This is a genomic window from Prevotella melaninogenica, from assembly GCF_018128065.1.
Classification (GTDB): Bacteria; Bacteroidota; Bacteroidia; order Bacteroidales; family Bacteroidaceae; genus Prevotella.
In genome coordinates, this window is record NZ_CP072360.1 from 1,164,728 (window position 1) to 1,185,170 (window position 20,443).

The following is a 20,443-nucleotide window of genomic DNA, read 5'->3' on the forward strand; positions in this document are numbered from 1 at the left end:
GATATTGTAGGGATATATTGTTTTCAAATTTTTATTATTGAGATTTACATTATAGAAGTACCATAGGTTCCTCTGGTATATGTGTACTCTTTATTCGCCATTCTTGCGGATAAAGGTTGTTCGCACGGTTTCCGAGGTTCTTTGCAAAGCCTATCGGATAGCCTTTATAAGTAAGCAGAACGATACCACGTGGGGCATCAGAAGATAGTACAATAGCCTCATGACGAAGATAAGCGATAGCTGTTTGATAATCAACCTCTATATTAGGATAAGCCGATTTTTCTGCTGAAAAGGAGAGTGCTAATGTATGATCAGGGATGACATTCTTCCCCTTTTGTATTCCTTCTTTTACTCCATGCGAGAGGATACGAAGACGTTTACGAGCTTCAGTGATTGCTTTATCAATATCAATAGTTGTCTTACTATTAAGCGCCTCATGCTCTCCACGCTTACGAATAATAGCCATAAAGATTCCTTCACCACGTGTCTTACCAGGGATGAAGCGGTAGACTGGGAAATCTCGACCGTCTTTAAGTGGATTGTCAATGAGTGACCCTGTTATATTCCATGTTTCTTCTGTAGGCACAGAGAGGAGTTCAGCATCATATTCGTTGAGAATCCACGCAATATTTTCTTCATCTTCATGTGCATTAAAGGTACAAGTAGAATAAATGAGAATACCTCCAGGCTTTAAGTTGTCCCATATATCTGCGATAATACTACGCTGTAGTTGCCAACAATTCTCTACATTCTGTGGGCTCCATTCCTCAATTGACTGTGGGTCTTTACGGAACATTCCTTCTCCAGAACAAGGCACATCAGCTATGATAACATCAAAACGAAGCTTTGTTTTCTTATAATCACGAGGATAGTTATTTGTAACAACAACATCCTCATGACCAAACTTTTGAACATTCTCTGCCAATATCTGTGCTCGTTTTCCTATTGGTTCGTTAGAGAAAAGTAAGGAACCTGCAGGTAAAGATGTACGTGCACAAGTCGTTTTCCCACCTGGAGCAGCACAAAGGTCAAGTGCCACAACAGGCTGTTTTATCCAATAATGCAGTACATAAGAAAGAAACATAGATGATGCTTCTTGCACATAATAGACTCCAGCATGGAGTAGGGGGTCGAACGTAAAGTTAGGTCTTGTTTTCAACCAGAAACCTTCCTTACACCAAAGAATTGACTGTGGGGTTAACGCTGGATTAATTTTATTGGTATCCTCTGACAACTTAAAAGGGTTCAGACGAATGCTCACAGGTGGATTCTCATCCAATCCTTTTAAGAAAGTTTGATAAAGGTCATCTCCGAAAAGGTTACGTGTATAGTCAGTAAAGGCAAGAGGAAGTCTTTTCTCCACTTTTTCTACCGTCTTTATTCCTTGCCCATCTTGAGTTGATGAACAAGGAGATTGTGTTACTTGATATGGTTGGCTATTATCTTTCATCATATCGCTTAGGGAATGTCAATGATTATCATTCCATCATCGTCAAAGTTTTCCTTCTTCTTTGGTTTTGGCTGTTGCTTTAGCTTTCCCTTCTCATCAAACATACCATATGTGGTCCGAAGGACTGTAAACTCTGTTCGGCGGTTCAACTGATTGGCTACCTCTTGCTTTTCCTTATCAAGTTTCTTGATGAAATCTTCAGTGAGTACGTCATTTTCTTTTAGCCAAGGATATTTCTCAGTTAGTTTTTTACGGATTTTCTTTGGACGCTCTTTACCATAACCTACAGGGGTAAGACGCTCTTTAACGATACCATGTGCGGTAAGATATGCCACTACTGCATCCGCACGGCGTTGTGAAAGTCGTTTGTTATAATCGGCAGAACCGAGGTAATCGGTGTGTGCGGATAGTTCTATGGTTACGTTAGGATTTTCTTTAAGGAGCTGAACGAGATTGTCCAAAGCCTTCTCTGATTCTGGACGAAGCGTTGCTTTGTCAAAGTCATAAAAGATATTGTCTATCAAGACAGGTACGTTTATTCCTGCTAAAGCAAACTGAAGTGTATGTACTTTAGACTCTTCGGTAGCATCAACCTTAACTTCTTCTTTATGGTTTAGATAACCATTGCAGGTCGCAAGGAAGATATAATTAACGCCAGGCTGTACCTCTTGTTCAAAAGAACCATCCCCTTTGACAGCCAATTTCTTATTGGTCCCATCATCACCCACCATGAATACCTGTGCTGCAGGCAACTCATAGCCATCCATTTCATAGACCCATCCCTTCACTGTCTGAATGATTTCAGGAAGTTCAAAACTGTATATATGGTCCCAACCACGACCGTCTCCACGATTTGAAGAGAAGAAACCACGGTTATGAATACCCTCGAAAGTCATCCCAAAGTCATCACCTTGCGAGTTAAGAGGATATCCTGGATGTTCCAAGTGATAGCGACGATCATTTCCAACCTTAGCTATAAAGATATCAAGTCCCCCCAATCCACCATGTCCGTTACTTGAGAAATAAAGGTCACCATTAGGTCGGAACGTAGGGAACTCTTCGTCTCCAGGAGTGTTGATGGGTTCTCCAAGGTTCTCAACACCTCCTGTTGTACCGCCTGTCAGACGTACACGCCAGATGTCAAGACCACCTTTACCTCCAGGCATATCGCTGGTGAAATAAAGCCAGTTACCATCTGGTGAGATTGCAGGGTGGGCAAAACTTGATAGGGTGTCACGGCTTATTTCTAATTTCGTTGCCTTTCCCCAAGCTGCATCAGCGCGATTACTAACAGCAATCTGAGCATAACGAGGATTACTGGGGTCGGTCAAGCACTGCGTGATATACATCTCCCTACCATCTACTGAGAATGCAGGTGTGCCCTCATCGGCCTCTGTATTCAAAGCTGACTCTATCGCCTTCGGTGTACTCCATTTGCCTTTATCATCCTTTTCACTAAGGAAGATGTCGCCAACTTTTGCACCAGTGATACCGCTCACCTCATCGCCTTTGGCTTCGTTTCGTGTAGAAGTGAAATAAAGCTGTTCGTATTTATCGCCGAAAAGCATTGGCGAATAATCCTGTCGACGTGAGTTAAACACATCCATGCGTTTCACAATATACTTTGAACTACGTTCTTTTACACCTGTAGCTATTGATGCTGCCTGCAATTCTTGGGCGATAAGTTGATTGTTAGGCATTGAATCAAGTGCAATGCGATACTCCTTAACAGCCTCCGCATAGCTACCTTCCTTCATCAGATTATCAGCCAAATGCTTATGCGTCTCACCATTATCCAATTTATATCGGATGACATTTCTATAGGCAGCAATCGCTCGTTGAGACGACGAAATACGCTCATAGCACTCAGCCATCTTCAAAGACAGCTCACCACGTTGACGTCTATCCTTTGGTGATGTGCGTTGATAAGCGGTCTTAAATTGGGTCGCAGCGTCATAATACTCGCCCAAGGAAAGGTGTTTTTCGCCTTTCTTGATATTTCTATCTATACCGCATGATGTCAGCATCAACGTGACACCAACTGCTAACAGAAGATACTGTTGCTGCCTACAAAGTATATGTAAAAGCCTTAGGTAGTTCATATTAATATTCTAACGCTTACTCTATCAATTTATTGCCTATATTCTTTATCTGTCTTCTAATAAAAAGAATAACTCGTAAACTCCTCAACTTGTTTACCTGTTAACCGCCTCAAAGTTCTACAACCGTGATACCTGCGCCACCAAACTGTACGTGTTCATCGCGATAATTTGTAACGTTAGGAACACTGCCAAGATACTGTCGGATAAGCTGACGAAGTATTCCGTTGCCTTTGCCATGAAGAATGCGCACCTGACTTGCCCCAACAAGGATAGCATCATCTATAAAGTATTGCACCTGATTTAAGGCTTCATCCGCTCTCAAACCACGTACATCCAACTCCTGACGGAACTGGTTACGATGTTTATCAATGGTCTCACGTGTCTCACGACTATAATTATAAGCTTGGAATTGCTTCTGTTCTGACTGAATAGTTGCCGCATCAACATGCTCCAAACGACTAACAGCCATCTTTGTTCTCATTCCACCAAAGATAATAGTTGCCTGCTTTCCTTCAATTGATTCAACCTTTCCAACACTTGTCAGACCCTTAATACGTACAGAATCACCTGCCATAACAGCTCCGCCGCTCTGCTGTTTTCGCACAGCGTTTTTCAAAGCTTCAGCTGCAGCTTGTTGCCTACCAGCTTTCTCTTTCAGATGTTGTTCGTGGCGTTCCTTGCGACTCTTAATCTTGTCAACCTTCTTCTGGAAATCGTCATCAGACAACAATCCGCTGCTTTTAAGTTTCTTTTTATTAGATGTTTCACCCTTGTCAGTCTTACTTCCATCTAACAATCCAGCTTCATAAGCAGCCAATTCCTGACGAATACGTTTGGTCTCCTCCTTTTCAGCTTGCTTCTCTCTGATTTCTCGGATAGCGTTTTCTATCCGACGATTACTCTCTTTAATAATCTCTTCAGCTTGTGCCTTGGCACGGTTGAGAATCTCCTTACGACTTTGTTCTAACGCAGCAATATCTTTTTCATATTGACTAATACGTTTCTCCAACTCCTTCTCATGACTGTGGATTGTCTGACGTTTGTTCTCCCAATAACGCTTATCTCGAACAATATCCTGTAAGTATTTGTCACTCTGAATATAATCAGAACCAACAATCTCTGATGCATCACGGATTACTTCTTCTGGTATTCCTGTCTTTCGAGCAATCTCAATAGCAAACGAACTACCCGGTCTACCGATTGCCAACTGGAAGAGTGGACGCATTTCATGACGGTCATAGAGCATCGCTCCATTGACTGTACCAGGATGTTCTTCTGCAAAATGCTTGAGGTTCTGATAGTGGGTTGTAATCACAGCCCACGCATGTTTCTTCCAGAACTGACGTAAGACAGACTCGGCAATGGCTCCACCTATCTGTGGCTCTGTACCTGTTCCGAACTCATCAATAAGGATGAGCGTACGATCTGATGCACGACGCATCATCACCTTCATATTCATCAAGTGTGAAGAATAGGTACTAAGGTCATTCTCAATACTCTGTTCGTCACCGATGTCTATCATGATATCAGCAAAAATACCAGTCTTAGAGCGGTCGCCAACAGGGATAGAAAGACCACACTGAAGCATATACTGAAGTAGACCGACCGTCTTTAGACAAACAGATTTACCACCAGCATTTGGACCAGAGATAATCAACAGATGCTTGTCTTTTGTGAGTTGAATATCAAGGGGAACAACACTTGAAGGAACATTACGTGTATCGTCCTCTTCTTCTAATATTGTGTCGTCCTCCTGTGTATTATCAAATTCATTAGAAACTTTATCTATTTCGGCTTTATTAGCAGACAATGAAGTGTTTAACTTATTATAATGCTTTCTTTCTAATGATAGTTGAAGTAGGGGATGAATAGCTCTAATCCAATCAATATGAGGTTCCTCTGCCACCTGTGGTTCAAAGCCCTTAAAGAGTCGAGCAAGTTCAGCTTTTGCACGAATGAAGTCTACTGCTGACATAAGATTATACGAGTCGAGAATCTCACGCACGTTTGGACGTACCTTCTTCGCAAAGTCTGTGAGAATACGAATCATCTCTCTTCGTTCCTCATTCTCAAGTTCACGAATCTTATTATTAGCTTCAACAACCTCAGTAGGCTCAATATATACTGTTCTACCCGTTGCACTTTCATCGTGTACAATACCAGAGATCTTACGTTTCAGTCCTGGTGCAACTGGTATAACCAATCGACCGTCACGCAGGGTAGGCGTGACATCTTTCTCAACAAGTCCTTCTCCCTGTGCCGCACGTAAGATACCATACAGTGTGCGCGAGATACTTCCCTCTATTCGGGCAAGTTCACGGCGTATCTGAAGCAGTTCAGGAGAGGCGTTATCACGCATCTTACCGAATTTATCAATAATCTGTGAGATGCGCTGAACAAGCAATGGAAAGGTTGCAACACCATCCGCAAGGTTGTATAGAGCAGGGTAGTAATGGCGTACTTCTCCTTGTTCAGTTTCTTCTCCACGACTTAGGAAGCTCACAATAGCAATGATAGTTTCTAATGAACGCTTCAAATCAAAGAGTTCTTCCACCTCCATGTGTGTTCCTTCCAATCGGATTCGTGCTACACTTTCGCGTACATCAAAGAAATTATCTAATGGGAACTCGTCCTGCCCTTCTTGTATTCTGCGAAACTCTCTAATCTCTTCCATCCAAATATTCACTTGAGTGGCATCAGTAGAAAAGTTCATCTCATCTATCCGTTCCTTACCTAAAGTAGACAGACAGCGTGCTCGCAGAAGTGAACGCACCTCCGTGAAACCAATTTTTTGTTCAAAGTTCTTGGGATATATCATTTGTTTATCTCTCAATTGTACTATTGCAGGCAATTAAACAATATAGTTCTCGCTAAAAAGCTGCAGAACCTACAATCTATATGTGCTAATATATGAAATCGCCTATTGAACTGCAAATTTACGAAATGTTTCTGTAATATGGATAGTATATGAGCAGAACCTTTAAAGACGATATTAAATCAAAACTTGATCTACTCCCTCCAAAGGAAGAAACTATCAAAAAATAATAGAAAACTAAACTGAATATTCGTTGTCCTTATTAGACAAAAAAATATAAATCACAGGGATTGGATTGCGAAATAACTTTACAAAAACATCAAGATATTATCGTTAAAACTGTCGTTTTTTAGCTATAATATCCACGTTTGTAATCAACAGATTATCAATAAGATACAAATCAGTTTAAGAAAAGGTGCTTAATTGGACTTCAAAAGGGCGTTAGTAAGAGCTCAAAAGGGCACCTTTTGCAAGTCAATTGGGCGTTAATTCAAAGCCAATTAAGCATCAATAAAAAATTAAGTGGTGTATTTATTTTTACAAATCAACTCTTTTAACGTCTATCTTTTACGTGCAGTTTATGCTTATTTACGCTTATAAACATATCTTTGTTGTTTTCTTATTACTCATCGTTCATCATTTATAAACAAGAACTTTGATGATTTTTAAAATATCATGTATGTTTTTCTGTATTATAATCGTATTATTTAAGATTTTTGTGTAAGTTTGCATTACACTCTACAAATATTTGTTCCCATAACAGAGAACCTATTATGAAAACTCATTCACTGACACCTGCCTATATGAGAAAACTACAATTCGTAATATTATTAATATGCTTTCAAACCTCATTGTTTGCCCAGACAAACAACGTCTTGTTGAGCCGTATTCTTCGGCAGGTACAATTATTCCCGCAGGAGAAGACATACGTATTCACTGATGCCAATAGTTATCAAGCTGGACAACGAATCCATTTGCGTGTATTTTTAGTAAATGCAGTGGTACATCAGTCGGATAGCTTGAGTCGATATGTATATGTAGAGCTCCTTAATCCAGAACGTCTTGTTGTGAAGCGGGTGCGCTTGATCAGAAGCGACCAAGGTTTTGTTGGACATATAGACATTCCTGAAGGAGCAGCAAAAGGGCGGTATGTGTTACGTAGCTATACGCAGAATATGTTAAACTTAAGTAGATATGAAAGTCTTAAAAGTATCTATATTGGTGCACAAGGAATATTGTTGTCTCATAAGTATTGTAATACTTTAAATAAGGATAATAAATATCCTTTATCACTATTGTATATCAATAAATTAGAAAATAATATTAAAGTTAATATTAACAGTTATACTGATAGTATAAAGAATGACTACTGGCTGTTTATACACTGTCGCTCCATTCCTATTTACTTTGGAAAAATAAGTAAAGAAAAGGATGTTGTTTTGCATTATGATAGTCTTTCACAAGGTGGCGTTTATTCTTTTCAACTTCTTGATGCCAATTTAAAAATAGTTGAAGAAAGATTAAGATTTTTGTATCCAGAGAAAGAACAATGTCCTATTTCAGTAAAATGGGCTGCAGATGAAACGACAGACAAGGGGTTAGTTCCTTGTTTAATCAAGTCTGATGGTCTACATAAAGGAGAAACAATGGATGTTTCTGTACGTGTAGAATATGCTGGAACAAACTATTTAGATGGACAATCGAACATCCTTTCTCATTTATTATATGATATGGACGTGGCAGATTGCCCAGAAGAGCCAGCATCTATACTTCTGAATAATGAAATCGAACCGCTACTTGACAGCTGTTGTTGGACTCGATACAGGATGGCTGATGTGATTAAAGGGGAATGCAAGAAAGGGAAGATTGGTGTTGAAAAGTCAGCTGTGATACGAGGGCGAGTAGAGATGTTGATAGGTCATAAGCCAATAAAAGAAGCTATTGTTAATCTTATTTCCCCTGACAAAGGATTTTATGCCGTCACGAAAACAGACGCACACGGACGGTTTTCATTTGCAGAAATAGACTTTCCAGAAGGTACACAGTATGTTCTTAATGCGTTTACAAAGGCAGAGAAGTCATGGGTAAAACTGTTATTGGACGAAGAGGAGTTCCCCTCTTATACAGGTCAATTCCCTCCGTTTGAATGGACGGGTCATGACACTACACGTGTAGACGCAACTTTAAAACTACAAAAAGGCGGTATTCAGATGGAGGAGGTGAGTGTCTTTAGCCATCAACCCACCTATTCTTCCCGTTCTGATTCGTACGCTCGTACTGCTGATTTCTCCTTTGGGCTGCGCGATATCGAAAGCATAGGAGCAACTTGTTTACATGAACTATTGCGTAGAGTTCCAAGTGTTACAGTTGAGTTTGGGAAATGTTATGTGCGAGGAGGTATGACAATCAATGGTAAACGTCCTGCAGCAATAGCCATAGATGGTATATTTGTTGATAATGATTATGACTTAGATAATATCCAAATGGCAGATGTTGAACGAGTAGATGTCTTTAAGGGCGGCTCAACGGTTATTTGGGGAGCTATTGGTGGTATGGGTGTTATTTCCATAACGACAAAGAAAGGAGATTTCAAAGCAACTTCTGTTCCACTGACAAATACGAAGACATTTACAACATTAGGCTATCAAATTCCACAAAGTTATACTCCTAATGCACATACACCAGTGTGGTTACCATCACTACGCGGTGCATCTTTCCGTCTACTTTTACCTGCAGAATATCGTTCGGACTATCGCCTTATCATCGAAGGTGTGACAAGTGAGGGAAGAATAATTCACTATGTGGGAGAGTTAGGGAAATAGGATAGGGGAGATTTAATAGAATAAAAAGAATATTCAGCCTTCTATTCTTCTTTCTATAAAAGGACAACAAAATAAAAGGAATTAGAGGAGTTAAGCAATTACCATCTACATTTAATATTCGCTTTACAAAGCGAACAATAGGCAATTATTTAACTCCTCTAACTCCATATACTCTTAACAAATATAAAGACTCATTAATCATCGAGCAATGTTGATGAACGAACACGGCTCAATGTTTCTGGTGTCATCTGCAGATAGCTGGCAATATAAACCAGTGGAGCACGCAAAATAACCTGTGGACTGAGTTTACACATTCTCTTATAGCGAGCCTGTGCTGTCTCAAAACGCACAAGGTCAGCATGTATCTGTGAAGTGATAAGACTCTCTTCTAATATCTTACGATAGAGAATCTGGATGTTGACATTATGAAGTGCCACCTGTTCCAACTTCTGTTTAGGCAGAGCATAAACCCATGTTGGCTCTAATGCCTCAACCTGTAGCTTAGTAGGCTCTTCACGGAAAAGACTTTCAATGCACATAAAGATACTTCTGTCCTCCCCTAAGTGTTCAGTAATCTGCTTACCGTTCTTGAAATAGAATTGGCGAATAAGACCTCTTTCTATATAATAAACGTGCTTACAGACCTCACCCTCACTGAGAATCATCTGTCCTTTAGTGAATTTCATTGGTACGAGGATACTTTCAAGTACATCCAATTCGTCATGAGTCATCGTACTATATTTACGTGCCAATTCACGCGCTATATCTCTTGTATCGTTTACCAAATCTTTCATTTTCCAATCCTTTCTTAATCTTTGATTTTAATCTAACTTCAATACGGCAAGGAATGCCTTCTGTGGAACTTGTACGTTTCCAATCTGTTTCATACGTTTCTTACCCTTCTTTTGTTTTTCAAGAAGTTTACGTTTGCGGCTGATATCACCACCATAACACTTGGCTGTGACGTCCTTACGTACTTGCTTAACTGTTTCGCGTGCAACAATCTTTGCACCGATAGCAGCCTGAATAGCAATATCAAACTGTTGACGTGGTATCAAGTCTTTCAGCTTCTCACAGATTCTTCGTCCGAAAACAACAGCATTACTCTCATGCGTCAGTGCTGAAAGGGCATCAACAGGCTCTCCATTCAAAAGAATATCAAGCTTTGCTAACTTTGATGGACGGAACGAATCAATATGATAATCAAATGAAGCGTATCCTTTTGAAATACTCTTCAACTTATCATAGAAGTCTATCACAATCTCACCTAAGGGTATCATAAAGAGAAGTTCCAGACGATTTCCGCTCACATAGTTCTGACTGATGAGTTCACCTCGTTTATCAAGGCAAAGCGTCATGATGGGACCTATATACTCACTGGAGGTAATGATTGAAGCTTTGATATATGGTTCTTCAATATGGTCAATCATCGTCTGATCGGGAAGGCCAGATGGATTATGAACTTCTTTCTTATTTCCTTGTTTGTCATAGACCATATAGCTAACGTTAGGTACGGTGGTGATGACATCCATGTTGAACTCACGATCCAAACGTTCCTGTATAATCTCCATATGAAGCAGACCTAAAAAACCACAACGGAAACCAAAGCCTAAAGCCTGAGAACTTTCTGGCTGAAAGGTTAGGGAGGCATCATTCAACTGAAGTTTCTCCAAAGAAGCGCGTAACCCTTCATAATCATTCGGGTCGATAGGGTAGACTCCTGCAAATACCATCGGCTTTACCTCTTGGAATCCTTCAATAGCTTTCTTACAAGGATTGATGACATGTGTAACTGTATCACCCACCTTCACCTCAGTGGCATTCTTGATACCAGAGATGATATATCCAACTTCGCCCGTAGAGAGCTGTTGGGTTGGTACCATTTCCATCTTTAATACGCCCACTTCATCAGCTACGTATTCCATACCAGTTTGTACGAACTTAACCTTATCACCCTTTTTGATAACGCCATTTTCAACCTTACAAAGCGTGATAATACCACGGAAAGAATTGAAAATAGAGTCAAAAATAAGTGCTTGCAAAGGTGCTTTGATATTTCCAGTTGGTGCTGGGATACGCTTAATGATTGCTTCAAGAATGTCTGGCACACCCTCACCAGTCTTTCCACTTGCACGAATAATATCCTTTGGGTCACAACCAATAAGGTCAACAATCTCGTCCTCTACCTCCTCAGGCATAGCATTTGGCATATCAATCTTATTGATAACAGGGATAATCTCCAAGTTATGATCAATAGCCATATAGAGGTTTGAAATCGTCTGAGCCTGTACTCCCTGTGTTGCATCAACGATAAGCAATGCTCCTTCACAAGCAGCAATGCTTCGTGAGACCTCATACGAGAAGTCAACGTGTCCCGGAGTATCAATAAGATTAAGGACATATTTTTCCTTATCCAATGTATACTCCATTTGGATAGCATGGCTCTTAATCGTAATACCACGTTCACGCTCCAAATCCATATCATCGAGCATCTGCCCACCAGTAATCTTAATCGTCTGAGTATATTCCAAGAGACGATCTGCCAAGGTAGACTTACCATGGTCAATATGGGCAATAATGCAGAAATTTCTTATATGATTCATCCGTTTGTCTATAATTTCAACATGCAAATATAGTCATAATTATTGAGAATTAAGAATGTTAAAATAAGAAATTGCCTATTTTTTCTTATCTTTGCAACGGATAAATGGTTAGGCATAATATAAAAAGAGATATCTTCGCATAATGGTCCTAAACCAAATTAATATTAACTTCAAAGAGAATGAAACACTTACTTTATGCAGGCATACTGCTGCTCTCTCTCTCTGCTTGTCGTAACAGTTTGGAAGAAAGAGCAGCACAAGAATGTAAAGAATATACTGAGAAGAAATGCCCTACACCCGTAGTCAATGACACAAGAATGGATAGTATGGTATTTGAACCATCTTCTCGTACAATTCACTATTATTACTTGCTCGTCGGAAATGCTGATAATGAACAGGCTGTTATCTCAAAGAAAACGGAGTTAAGAAAAGCTTTAAATGATGCTTTGAAAGCTGATGCTGGCACCAAGGGATACAAGGACGCTGGTTTTAATTTCAGATACACCTATCGCTCAGGTAAAACTCCTTCAAAAGTTTTGTTGGATGAGACCTATACCGAAAAGGATTACTAAGGGAAATAAAGGATTTAAAAATCAAAGGGAGTTACAGAATTTAAGACATTATTTTGAATTGGCTGCAAAAAAACATGTCTTACCTTCTCTAATTCCCTTTAAATCAATAACTCTGGATAAAACAATCGATTTAAATTCTCTTATTCCTTGTTCACGCATCTAACTTCTAATCATACCAAAATGTCTTCATCAAGAAAGCCATCTACCAAAACTTACATTGCCATAGACCTAAAATCGTTCTATGCCAGTGTGGAGTGTGTGGAACGTGGACTTGACCCTATGACGACTAACTTGGTTGTTGCGGATGAAGGAAGAACAGAAAAGACAATTTGTCTTGCGGTTTCACCTTCTTTGAAAACACATGGTATTCCCGGACGAGCGCGTTTATTTGAGGTGATACAACGATTAAGAGAGGTCAATGAAGAGCGTAGCACCTTGACTGGAAAAGCACTAACAGGAAAGTCATATAATGCGAAAGAACTCGAACAGCATCCCAACTGGGCTGTTGACTATTTAACAGCAATGCCCCGTATGGCGCATTATATCAAACATAGTGCAAAGATATACAATGTCTACCTACGATATATTGCCCCAGAAGATATACATGTGTATTCGATAGATGAAGTGTTTATTGATGCCACTTCTTATCTCTTCAGCTATCGTATGACAGCCCACGAACTGGCAATGAAGATGATACGTGACGTACTACGTGAGACTGGTATTACAGCAACTGCTGGCATTGGTACAAATTTGTACCTCTGTAAGGTAGCGATGGATATTGTTGCAAAGCATATCCCAGCTGATAAAGATGGTGTACGAATAGCCGAATTAGATGAACAAAGCTATCGTGAAAAGCTATGGAACCATCGTCCACTGACCGACTTCTGGCGTGTTGGAAAGGGTATTGCACAGCGTCTTAATTCCTATGGAATAGACACGATGGGAAAGATTGCACGTTGTTCTATGCATCAAGAGGAACTTCTATATAAGCTTTTCGGTGTGAATGCAGAGTTGCTTATCGACCATGCTTGGGGATGGGAGCCTTGTACAATGGAAATGGTTAAGGCTTACCGACCAGAGCATAGTTCGATGAGCAGTGGTCAGGTTCTACAAGAGCCATATACCTTTCGTAAAGCAAGAGTTGTTGTACAAGAAATGGTTGATGCTATTGCGTTAGACTTAGTTGAGAAGCGTTGTGTTGCAGATCAACTCGTTTTGTCCGTTGGATATGACCGTGAAAGCCTTACTTCGATGGCTGGAAAGAGTTATACTGGACCTGTGGCTATTGACTGGTATGGGAGAAAAGTACCTAAAAGTGCCCATGGAACAGCAAATCTTCATCGATTTAGCTCCTCGTCTCGATTGATTAGTAAAGCTATTCTTACTCTTTATGATGATATTGTTGATAAACGTTTGTTGGTCAGACGACTAAGCATATCAACCAATCACGTCATTAGTGAGGAGCAAATGAAACATCAAGTCTCCAAACCCATTGAACTTGATATGTTCACTGATTATGAAGCAGTAAGACGAGAAAAGCATGTTGAAGAGGCAGAGTTAGCACGTGAACGTAAAATACAAGAAACCATTATTAATATCAAAAACAGATTTGGCAAGAACTCTCTTCTACGTGGTTTGAACTTTGATGAAGGCTCAACGGCAAGAGATCGTAACAAACAGATAGGAGGACATAAGGCATGACAGATAATTATGACGACATCATTCATCTTCCACATCATGTCTCCAAACGTCATCCGCAGATGAGTCTCTATAATCGTGCAGCACAGTTTGCCCCATTTTCCGCCCTTACAGGCTATGAAGAAGTTATTGCTGAGACAGCTCGACAGACAAATCCAAAGATAGAGATAATGGAAGATGACCGTCAACTGATGGACAGAAAGCTTTCAATTCTTACCACTTGTTTAGAAGAAGAACCAACAATTACAATTACTTACTTCCAACCCGACGGATGTAAGGATGGCGGGCAATACCTTACAATTAAAGGTATTGTTAAAGCTATTCATACCAATGAACGTATTATTATTTTGAAAGACAAAAAGAAAATAAGCATTGATGCTATTATCGGCTTAGAAGGAGAGCTGTTTTCTTCTTTCAAATTTTAGTCGCTTATCATAAAAATGGTTCTATAACGAATCGTGTGGGTAAATAGTTTTTCCTTGCCAGCGTTCCTATGTTTACTGGCTTAGATGAAGACGAATTAATCTACAAAAAGTATAAAGGAGTTTGAGCTAAACAAGCTTCTACACACCTCCTGTTTATTCTTAGTATTCCAACATCTTGCTCACAATTTATCCCCTGTCATCCTTATATCATAGTGAATTTAACCCTTCGCACCATATGTGCTAACCCTCCGCACCACATGTGCAGAGTAACAGCACCACAGCAAATGATGGTAAACATTCACAAACATAGTATGAATTAAGACCATAAGATATCCTATTCCGTTGGCTAAAGAGTAAAACACTAAAACTAAACTGAACAAATAATTTCTTTCTATGAATACAACAGATATTATTCTAATCGGGTCAAACAACCCACACGATTCGTTATAGAGCCATAAAAATAGGACTTGAAGATGACGGTAGTAAGACATACCTTCCTGTATTATTACAACTCACAAATATTATAGATCTCTTCAAAATTAAATGATTTTCTCAAGCAAGAGAATGAATGTATTGGGGCTTCTATAATTCAAAGAGACGCTTTACGTATAATACACATTATGATAAATAAAATAATTAGATCTAAGAATATTTTCCTATTTCGTCTTTCTATATTTGATTCTTTTGGTTTGATACCCTTTAATTCAATTGCACTTATAAAAGGATGTACCTAACAATGACATGGGAAGTCAATAAATATAAAAGTAGGAGGTAAATCTTACTTATGTGTAATATTTACCTCCTACCGATTTCTTTTAACTCTTACGAGCCTGCTCAAGTTTACTGTCAATATGTGCAACAGCATGACTTTCTAAGTGAGAGAATGAATCCAGAATGTCCTTAACATTCTTTTCCTCCTCTACCTGTTCATCAATATACTTTGCTATAAAGTTCTGTGATGCACGATCCTTCTCTTCATCAGCAACGTCTGCCAACTTATTAATAAGTTCTGTAACTTTCTGCTCATGCGCAAATGTGTCTATAAAAGCCTCCTTAGCATCAACCCAGCTTGTCTTAACAGCATCAATGCTGGTAATAATAACTTCACCACCACGGTGAAGAACAAACTGTGCCATATCCATTGCATGCTGTCTTTCCTCTTCTGCCTGCTTATACATCCAGCTTGAAAAACCTTTCCAGCCTTCCTTGCGGAACCAACAAGACATTTGTAAATAGAGGTTTGACGACCACATCTCTGCCGCAATCTGCGCATTGAACGCATCCTGCATTTTCTTTGATATATTCATTTCTTATCCTTTTAAATTAACAATTACTTACTACTTCGTTAGTCACTAATAATAATTCCAGCTACAAAAGTACTATTTTTTTGTTATTCTTCCAAATAAACAACTCTTAAATATTTTCTAATATTTGTTCATAAAAGAGTTAGCTGATTTCGTTTTACCGTGCAATTCATAAACTTAATTTCCTGTCACTCTTGTCATTTGTAATAGGCACTTAACTTGTTATATTACAGTAAGATAGATAAAATGTTAAAAATGACAGCAAATTGAATTAAAACAATTCTACGTTTTGATGCAATTCTTATTTTCAATATTATATCTCCTTGAGCATCTCTATCTGCTCGATCAAAGATTATTCAATTACGACTGTTGTCCAACCATGCTTATCTTCTATCGTACCATACTGAATATCACGAAGTGTCTCATAAAGCTTAGTTGACCATGGACCTGGCTTATTACCAAAGTTATAAACCTTACCTGTATCCATATCATCGAGATGAGAGATCGGAGAGATAACGGCCGCAGTTCCACAAGCTCCTGCCTCCTCAAAATTATCCAACTCATCTTCTGAAACAGGACGGCGTTCTACCCTCATACCCAAATCTTCCGCAATTTGCATAAGACTCTTATTGGTAATAGATGGCAAAATTGAACTTGACTTAGGCGTAATATAAGTGTCATTCTTGATACCAAAGAAGTTGGCTGCACCACACTCATCTACATATTTCTTTTCTTTTGCATCTAAATAGAATTCTGAAGCATAGCCTTGTTCATGAGCACGACTGTTAGCTCTCAGTGATGCAGCATAGTTACCGCCCACTTTATACATTCCAGTTCCTAATGGAGCAGCACGATCTACATCACGAACAATAACATAAGGATTGGCACAGAATCCGCCTTTAAAGTAAGGACCTACAGGAGTAACAAAGATCAAAAAGCAATATTCCTCTGCTGGACGAACTCCCACCTGAGCTGATGTACCAATTAACAACGGCCGTATATAAAGTGAGGCACCACTCTCGTAAGGTGGAATAAATTCCTGATTAAGACGAACAACTTTCTTAACCATTTCTGTAAATAATCCCGTAGGCACCTCTGGCATTACAATACCACGGCTTGTACTCTGCAGACGTGCTGCATTTTCTTCTACTCGAAAAACACGCACCTTTCCATCAGGACAACGATACGCTTTCAATCCTTCAAAGGCTTCTTGACCATAGTGAAGACAAGTTGCAGCCATATGCAGTTTAAGATATTCGTCTGAACAAACCTCTATCTCCCCCCAATGACCATTATGATAGTAACAGCGTACATTATAATCAGTTGGCATATAGCCAAAGGATAAATTTGACCACTCTATATTTTTCATATTATTTTCGTGTTAAGTTATTATTCATGACAATTATCTACAAAAGTAAGCAAAAATATCTTACCATGCAACCAAATGATAAGTTAATTAAACTTGCTTCTGGTAAAAAAAGAAGATAAAGGCTTATTGTTTCTCTAAAAGTTTCTGAATCTCGTTGTCAGTACGCTTCAGCTTTTGTTTACAAAGTTTCACTAACTCTTGTGCCTGTTTCAATTGGGCTGCCATAGAGTCAATATCAAGTTCACCATCCTCCATTTTGTTAACAATTGCTTCCAGCTGACGAACAGCTTCTTCGTATTTTATTTCTTTCATTGCTCTTTTACTTTTATTTTAGATGAAATATATACTCATTTAAGATAGACGTTCCACCCTACTTTCCACCTCTCCTTTTTCCAATCGTGTTATTATAGTGTCACCAATCTTTAGGTCCTTAGCATTACGAACGGTCTTTCCATTACATAAGGTGATACTATATCCACGCTTTAAGGGTAATGAGGGGTCGAGTAATCGTGCTCGTTGCTCAAGAATTTCAAGTCGATGTTGCTCAATAGACAACCGATTTTGTAGTGTGGGTAATATGCGACTTTGTAACGTACTAAGATGGAAATTAGTCTGTTTCATAGTTTCTTTTAACTTCATAAGAAAACGCTGAGACAAGCCATCAAGCCTTGCCTCCTGCTTTGTACGAACAACGGAAAACAACACAGGAATATGTATGCCAATATGCTGGACACGCATTTTCTCTACTTCCAATGCTCGTCTAACGCTGTCAACAATTTGAGTTTGTGCATTCTCAACTCTCATAAGCGTTGATGCAAGATGGTCAATGAGATAAGCTGCTGCTGCCGTCGGCGTTTTCACACGTTGAAACGACACCATATCCAAAACACTTTCATCACGTTCATGCCCAATACCTGTTACGATTGGAAGTGGGAAGTTTGCCACATTCTCTGCAAGGCTTAAAGTATCAAAGCCACTGAGGTCGGCTGTTGCACCGCCCCCTCGGATGATAACAACACAGTCGAAATCATCTTCACGACTGTTGATTTGGTTCAAAGCATTGATAATACTCTGCTCAACATGATCACCTTGCATGACTGCAGAAAATAACTCTACATGGAAGTAGAGTTCATACTCATTTGTTTCTAACTGATTGCAGAAGTCTCCATAACCAGCAGCTGTTTCAGAAGAAATTACAGCTATGCGTTGAGCAAAAATCGGAAAGTGAAGTTCTTTTTGTAATTCAAAAACTCCTTCAGCCTTCAACTGGCGGATAATCTCCTGACGCTTACGCATCATATCCCCCATTGTGTACTCAGGATTAATATCATCAACGATCCAAGAGAAACCATACTGAGGGTGGAACTGAGCATGAACTTGCAACATTACCTTCATTCCAGTCCGCACTTCCTGTCCTGTCATGCGTATAAAAGCAGGCTTAATAAGCATCCAAACATTACTCCAACACTTAGCTGAAGCACGTGCTATAGGTATATTGCTACCTTCGTTTTTCTCTATCAACTCCATATAGCAGTGTCCACGATTTTCTCGAGCTTCAGACAATTCTGCTTGAACCCAATAAGAACGTGACATTGTGCTATCTATAACATCTGCGACAAGACTGTTCAATTCAAAAAGTGAAAGTGCTTTTATCATCTTTCAATAATTTTTATAGAACAATTAACTACTGATTAAAGCAAGTAGCTGACTGATAAGCTGACCAAAAGTCAGGGATACCATAACCCATGATATTGTCTGGATATTGATAGTTATTTCCTGATTGGCGCACAAGGTCTATTATCTCTTTGGCTGGCTTGTTTGGAAATGCCTGCCATAAACAAGCAACCATACCAGCAATTAGCGGACAAGCAAATGAAGTCCCATTATCAGGAACAATATATCCCCTACCCGACACAACGTTCGTAGGACAACCATAAGCCATTACATCAGGTTTTACTCGATCATCAGCGGTAGGTCCAATTGATGAGAATGGAGCATTAACCCTATCGAGAGAAACTGCCCCAACAGTAAGAATATCATGAGCATCAGCAGGAACATTAATCTTCTTCCAAGTACCCATACCATCATTACCAGCACTATTAATAAGTATCATTCCCTTACTTGCTAAACGAGAAGCAACTTTTGAGATAGCAGCTGTCTGACCATCTAAATCTGCATATCGATAGTTCATTGATTTATCATCGAAACCATGATAACCCAAAGATGAACTAATAACATCTACACCAACAGAATCTGAGAACTCAACAGCAGCTATCCAGAAATCTTCTTCTGCAGAACTCTCTGTCAAATAATCTTCCGTCCGAAGTAGCCAGAAATCAGCTTTAGGAGCTGTACCTACAAAAAATGTAGGTTGATTCATTGCTATTGTGGATAATGTCTTGGTGCCATGATCCATCTCTTTATAGACATCATTGTCATAACCCGCAACAAAATTATGCGTACCTTTTATATTTATTTTTTTAAAAGCTGGGATTTTATCAACATTCATAAAACCTGCATCCAATATGGCTATTGTCATTCCTTGTCCCATAAAACCAAGGTCATGCAGTTTTCTGCCATTCAAGCTCTCAATCTGTCCCTTACCCATACCATAATAATCATGAATGGTTGAATCAAGAGATTGAAGTTCAGAATTATAACGTACTCTCTGAGAGAGTGGGCGAATAGAGTCTGGTGAGACAAAAACCAACTTACTATCTTTTACAAAAGACAACACTTTTAGGTCTTCCAATGTTTGTCGGTTGTCGCCACGCACAAGTACAGAGTTATTCCACTTACTTACGGCAACAACCTCTCCCCCATTCTTCTTAATTTGTTGAATATAATTAGGTGACACAGGAAGGTCTGTGGAATCAAGCTTCAACCCCTGACGTTCACGCCGCTGAAGAGAAGCTTTAGAAAGGAATTTCTCAGGCTTATCCAAGGAATATGGTGTTCCACTTTTATCCTTCAATGTAACACGGAACATATAGCATTTTCCTCCTGGATAAGCTATTCGCCCATCACTCTTTGTAGATGCACATAGACCAGTGCAGGACAAAATGAGTAGAAATATGATGTAACTTCTGAGATGAATTTGTTTCATAATCTGCAAACTTACACAAAATAATCGAATAACACCACCGAGATGAAAAGAAAATAAAGAAAAAAAAGGATTTCCTATCTCAGGAAATCCTATTTGTACACCCTTAGGGATTCGAACCCTAGACCCACTGATTAAGAGTCAGTTGCTCTACCAACTGAGCTAAGGGTGCATATTAAA

Annotated in this window: 14 protein-coding genes and 1 tRNA gene; 4 read left to right on the forward strand and 11 right to left on the reverse strand. The window is 39.3% G+C overall.

The features are described from left to right. Positions 1–49 precede the first annotated feature (49 nt). From J5A56_RS10545 to J5A56_RS10555, 3 genes are all read right to left on the reverse strand, one after another. Positions 50–1,453, reverse strand: coding sequence for a methyltransferase RsmF C-terminal domain-like protein (locus tag J5A56_RS10545; RefSeq protein ID WP_021671345.1), 1,404 nt, complete (start codon positions 1,451–1,453; stop codon positions 50–52). Between the two features lie 5 nt (positions 1,454–1,458). Continuing rightward, on the reverse strand, positions 1,459–3,552 hold the full coding sequence (locus J5A56_RS10550) for an OmpA family protein (RefSeq protein ID WP_021671346.1): 2,094 nt from the start codon (positions 3,550–3,552) through the stop codon (positions 1,459–1,461). A 109-nt stretch (positions 3,553–3,661) separates the two neighbouring features. Next, a complete protein-coding gene (locus J5A56_RS10555) occupies positions 3,662–6,370 on the reverse strand; it encodes an endonuclease MutS2 (protein WP_021671347.1) in 2,709 nt (902 codons plus the stop codon). 800 nt (positions 6,371–7,170) lie between these two features. Here J5A56_RS10555 and J5A56_RS10560 point away from each other — a divergent pair. Continuing rightward, entirely contained in the window at positions 7,171–9,189 is a 2,019-nt protein-coding gene (locus J5A56_RS10560) for a TonB-dependent receptor plug domain-containing protein (RefSeq protein WP_196801650.1), read from the forward strand. Positions 9,190–9,383: 194 nt separating this feature from the next. Here the strand turns inward: J5A56_RS10560 and J5A56_RS10565 are convergent, their stop codons facing one another. Continuing rightward, positions 9,384–9,983 carry a Crp/Fnr family transcriptional regulator gene (locus J5A56_RS10565; protein ID WP_021671349.1) on the reverse strand — a complete coding sequence of 200 codons (600 nt, stop codon included), beginning with the start codon at positions 9,981–9,983 and terminating at the stop codon, positions 9,384–9,386. Positions 9,984–10,010: 27 nt separating this feature from the next. Beyond that, positions 10,011–11,792 carry a translation elongation factor 4 gene (lepA, locus tag J5A56_RS10570; protein WP_021671350.1) on the reverse strand — a complete coding sequence of 594 codons (1,782 nt, stop codon included), beginning with the start codon at positions 11,790–11,792 and terminating at the stop codon, positions 10,011–10,013. 179 nt (positions 11,793–11,971) lie between these two features. On the opposite strand from lepA, the gene J5A56_RS10575 reads away from it, so the two are divergent. The 3 genes from J5A56_RS10575 to J5A56_RS10585 all read left to right on the forward strand — a co-directional run bounded on the left by J5A56_RS10575 (position 11,972) and on the right by J5A56_RS10585 (position 14,487). After that, positions 11,972–12,364, forward strand: a complete 393-nt coding sequence (locus J5A56_RS10575; protein ID WP_021671351.1) for a hypothetical protein — start codon at positions 11,972–11,974, stop codon at positions 12,362–12,364. Positions 12,365–12,544: 180 nt separating this feature from the next. Then, the gene (locus J5A56_RS10580) at positions 12,545–14,065 is read left to right on the forward strand and encodes an ImpB/MucB/SamB family protein (RefSeq protein ID WP_021671352.1); all 1,521 of its coding nucleotides are present in this window, start codon (positions 12,545–12,547) and stop codon (positions 14,063–14,065) included. After that, positions 14,062–14,487, forward strand: a complete 426-nt coding sequence (locus J5A56_RS10585; RefSeq protein ID WP_021671353.1) for a hypothetical protein — start codon at positions 14,062–14,064, stop codon at positions 14,485–14,487. The genes J5A56_RS10580 and J5A56_RS10585 overlap by 4 nt, the downstream gene beginning before the upstream one ends. Before the next feature lie 815 nt (positions 14,488–15,302). Here J5A56_RS10585 and J5A56_RS10590 read toward each other — a convergent pair. From J5A56_RS10590 to J5A56_RS10615, 6 genes are all read right to left on the reverse strand, one after another. Further along, the gene (locus J5A56_RS10590) at positions 15,303–15,794 is read right to left on the reverse strand and encodes a ferritin (RefSeq protein ID WP_021672278.1); all 492 of its coding nucleotides are present in this window, start codon (positions 15,792–15,794) and stop codon (positions 15,303–15,305) included. Between the two features lie 349 nt (positions 15,795–16,143). Next, the gene (locus J5A56_RS10595) at positions 16,144–17,160 is read right to left on the reverse strand and encodes a branched-chain amino acid aminotransferase (protein ID WP_021672277.1); all 1,017 of its coding nucleotides are present in this window, start codon (positions 17,158–17,160) and stop codon (positions 16,144–16,146) included. Positions 17,161–17,283: 123 nt separating this feature from the next. Continuing rightward, on the reverse strand, positions 17,284–17,472 hold the full coding sequence (gene xseB, locus J5A56_RS10600) for an exodeoxyribonuclease VII small subunit (protein WP_021672276.1): 189 nt from the start codon (positions 17,470–17,472) through the stop codon (positions 17,284–17,286). Positions 17,473–17,511: 39 nt separating this feature from the next. Continuing rightward, on the reverse strand, positions 17,512–18,816 hold the full coding sequence (gene xseA, locus J5A56_RS10605; protein ID WP_021672275.1) for an exodeoxyribonuclease VII large subunit: 1,305 nt from the start codon (positions 18,814–18,816) through the stop codon (positions 17,512–17,514). A gap of 28 nt (positions 18,817–18,844) precedes the next feature. Next, positions 18,845–20,266 (reverse strand): S8 family peptidase, encoded by a 1,422-nt coding sequence (locus J5A56_RS10610; RefSeq protein ID WP_036920063.1) that lies wholly within the window; start codon positions 20,264–20,266, stop codon positions 18,845–18,847. Between the two features lie 96 nt (positions 20,267–20,362). Further along, a tRNA-Lys gene (locus J5A56_RS10615) sits at positions 20,363–20,435 on the reverse strand. Positions 20,436–20,443 lie beyond the last annotated feature (8 nt).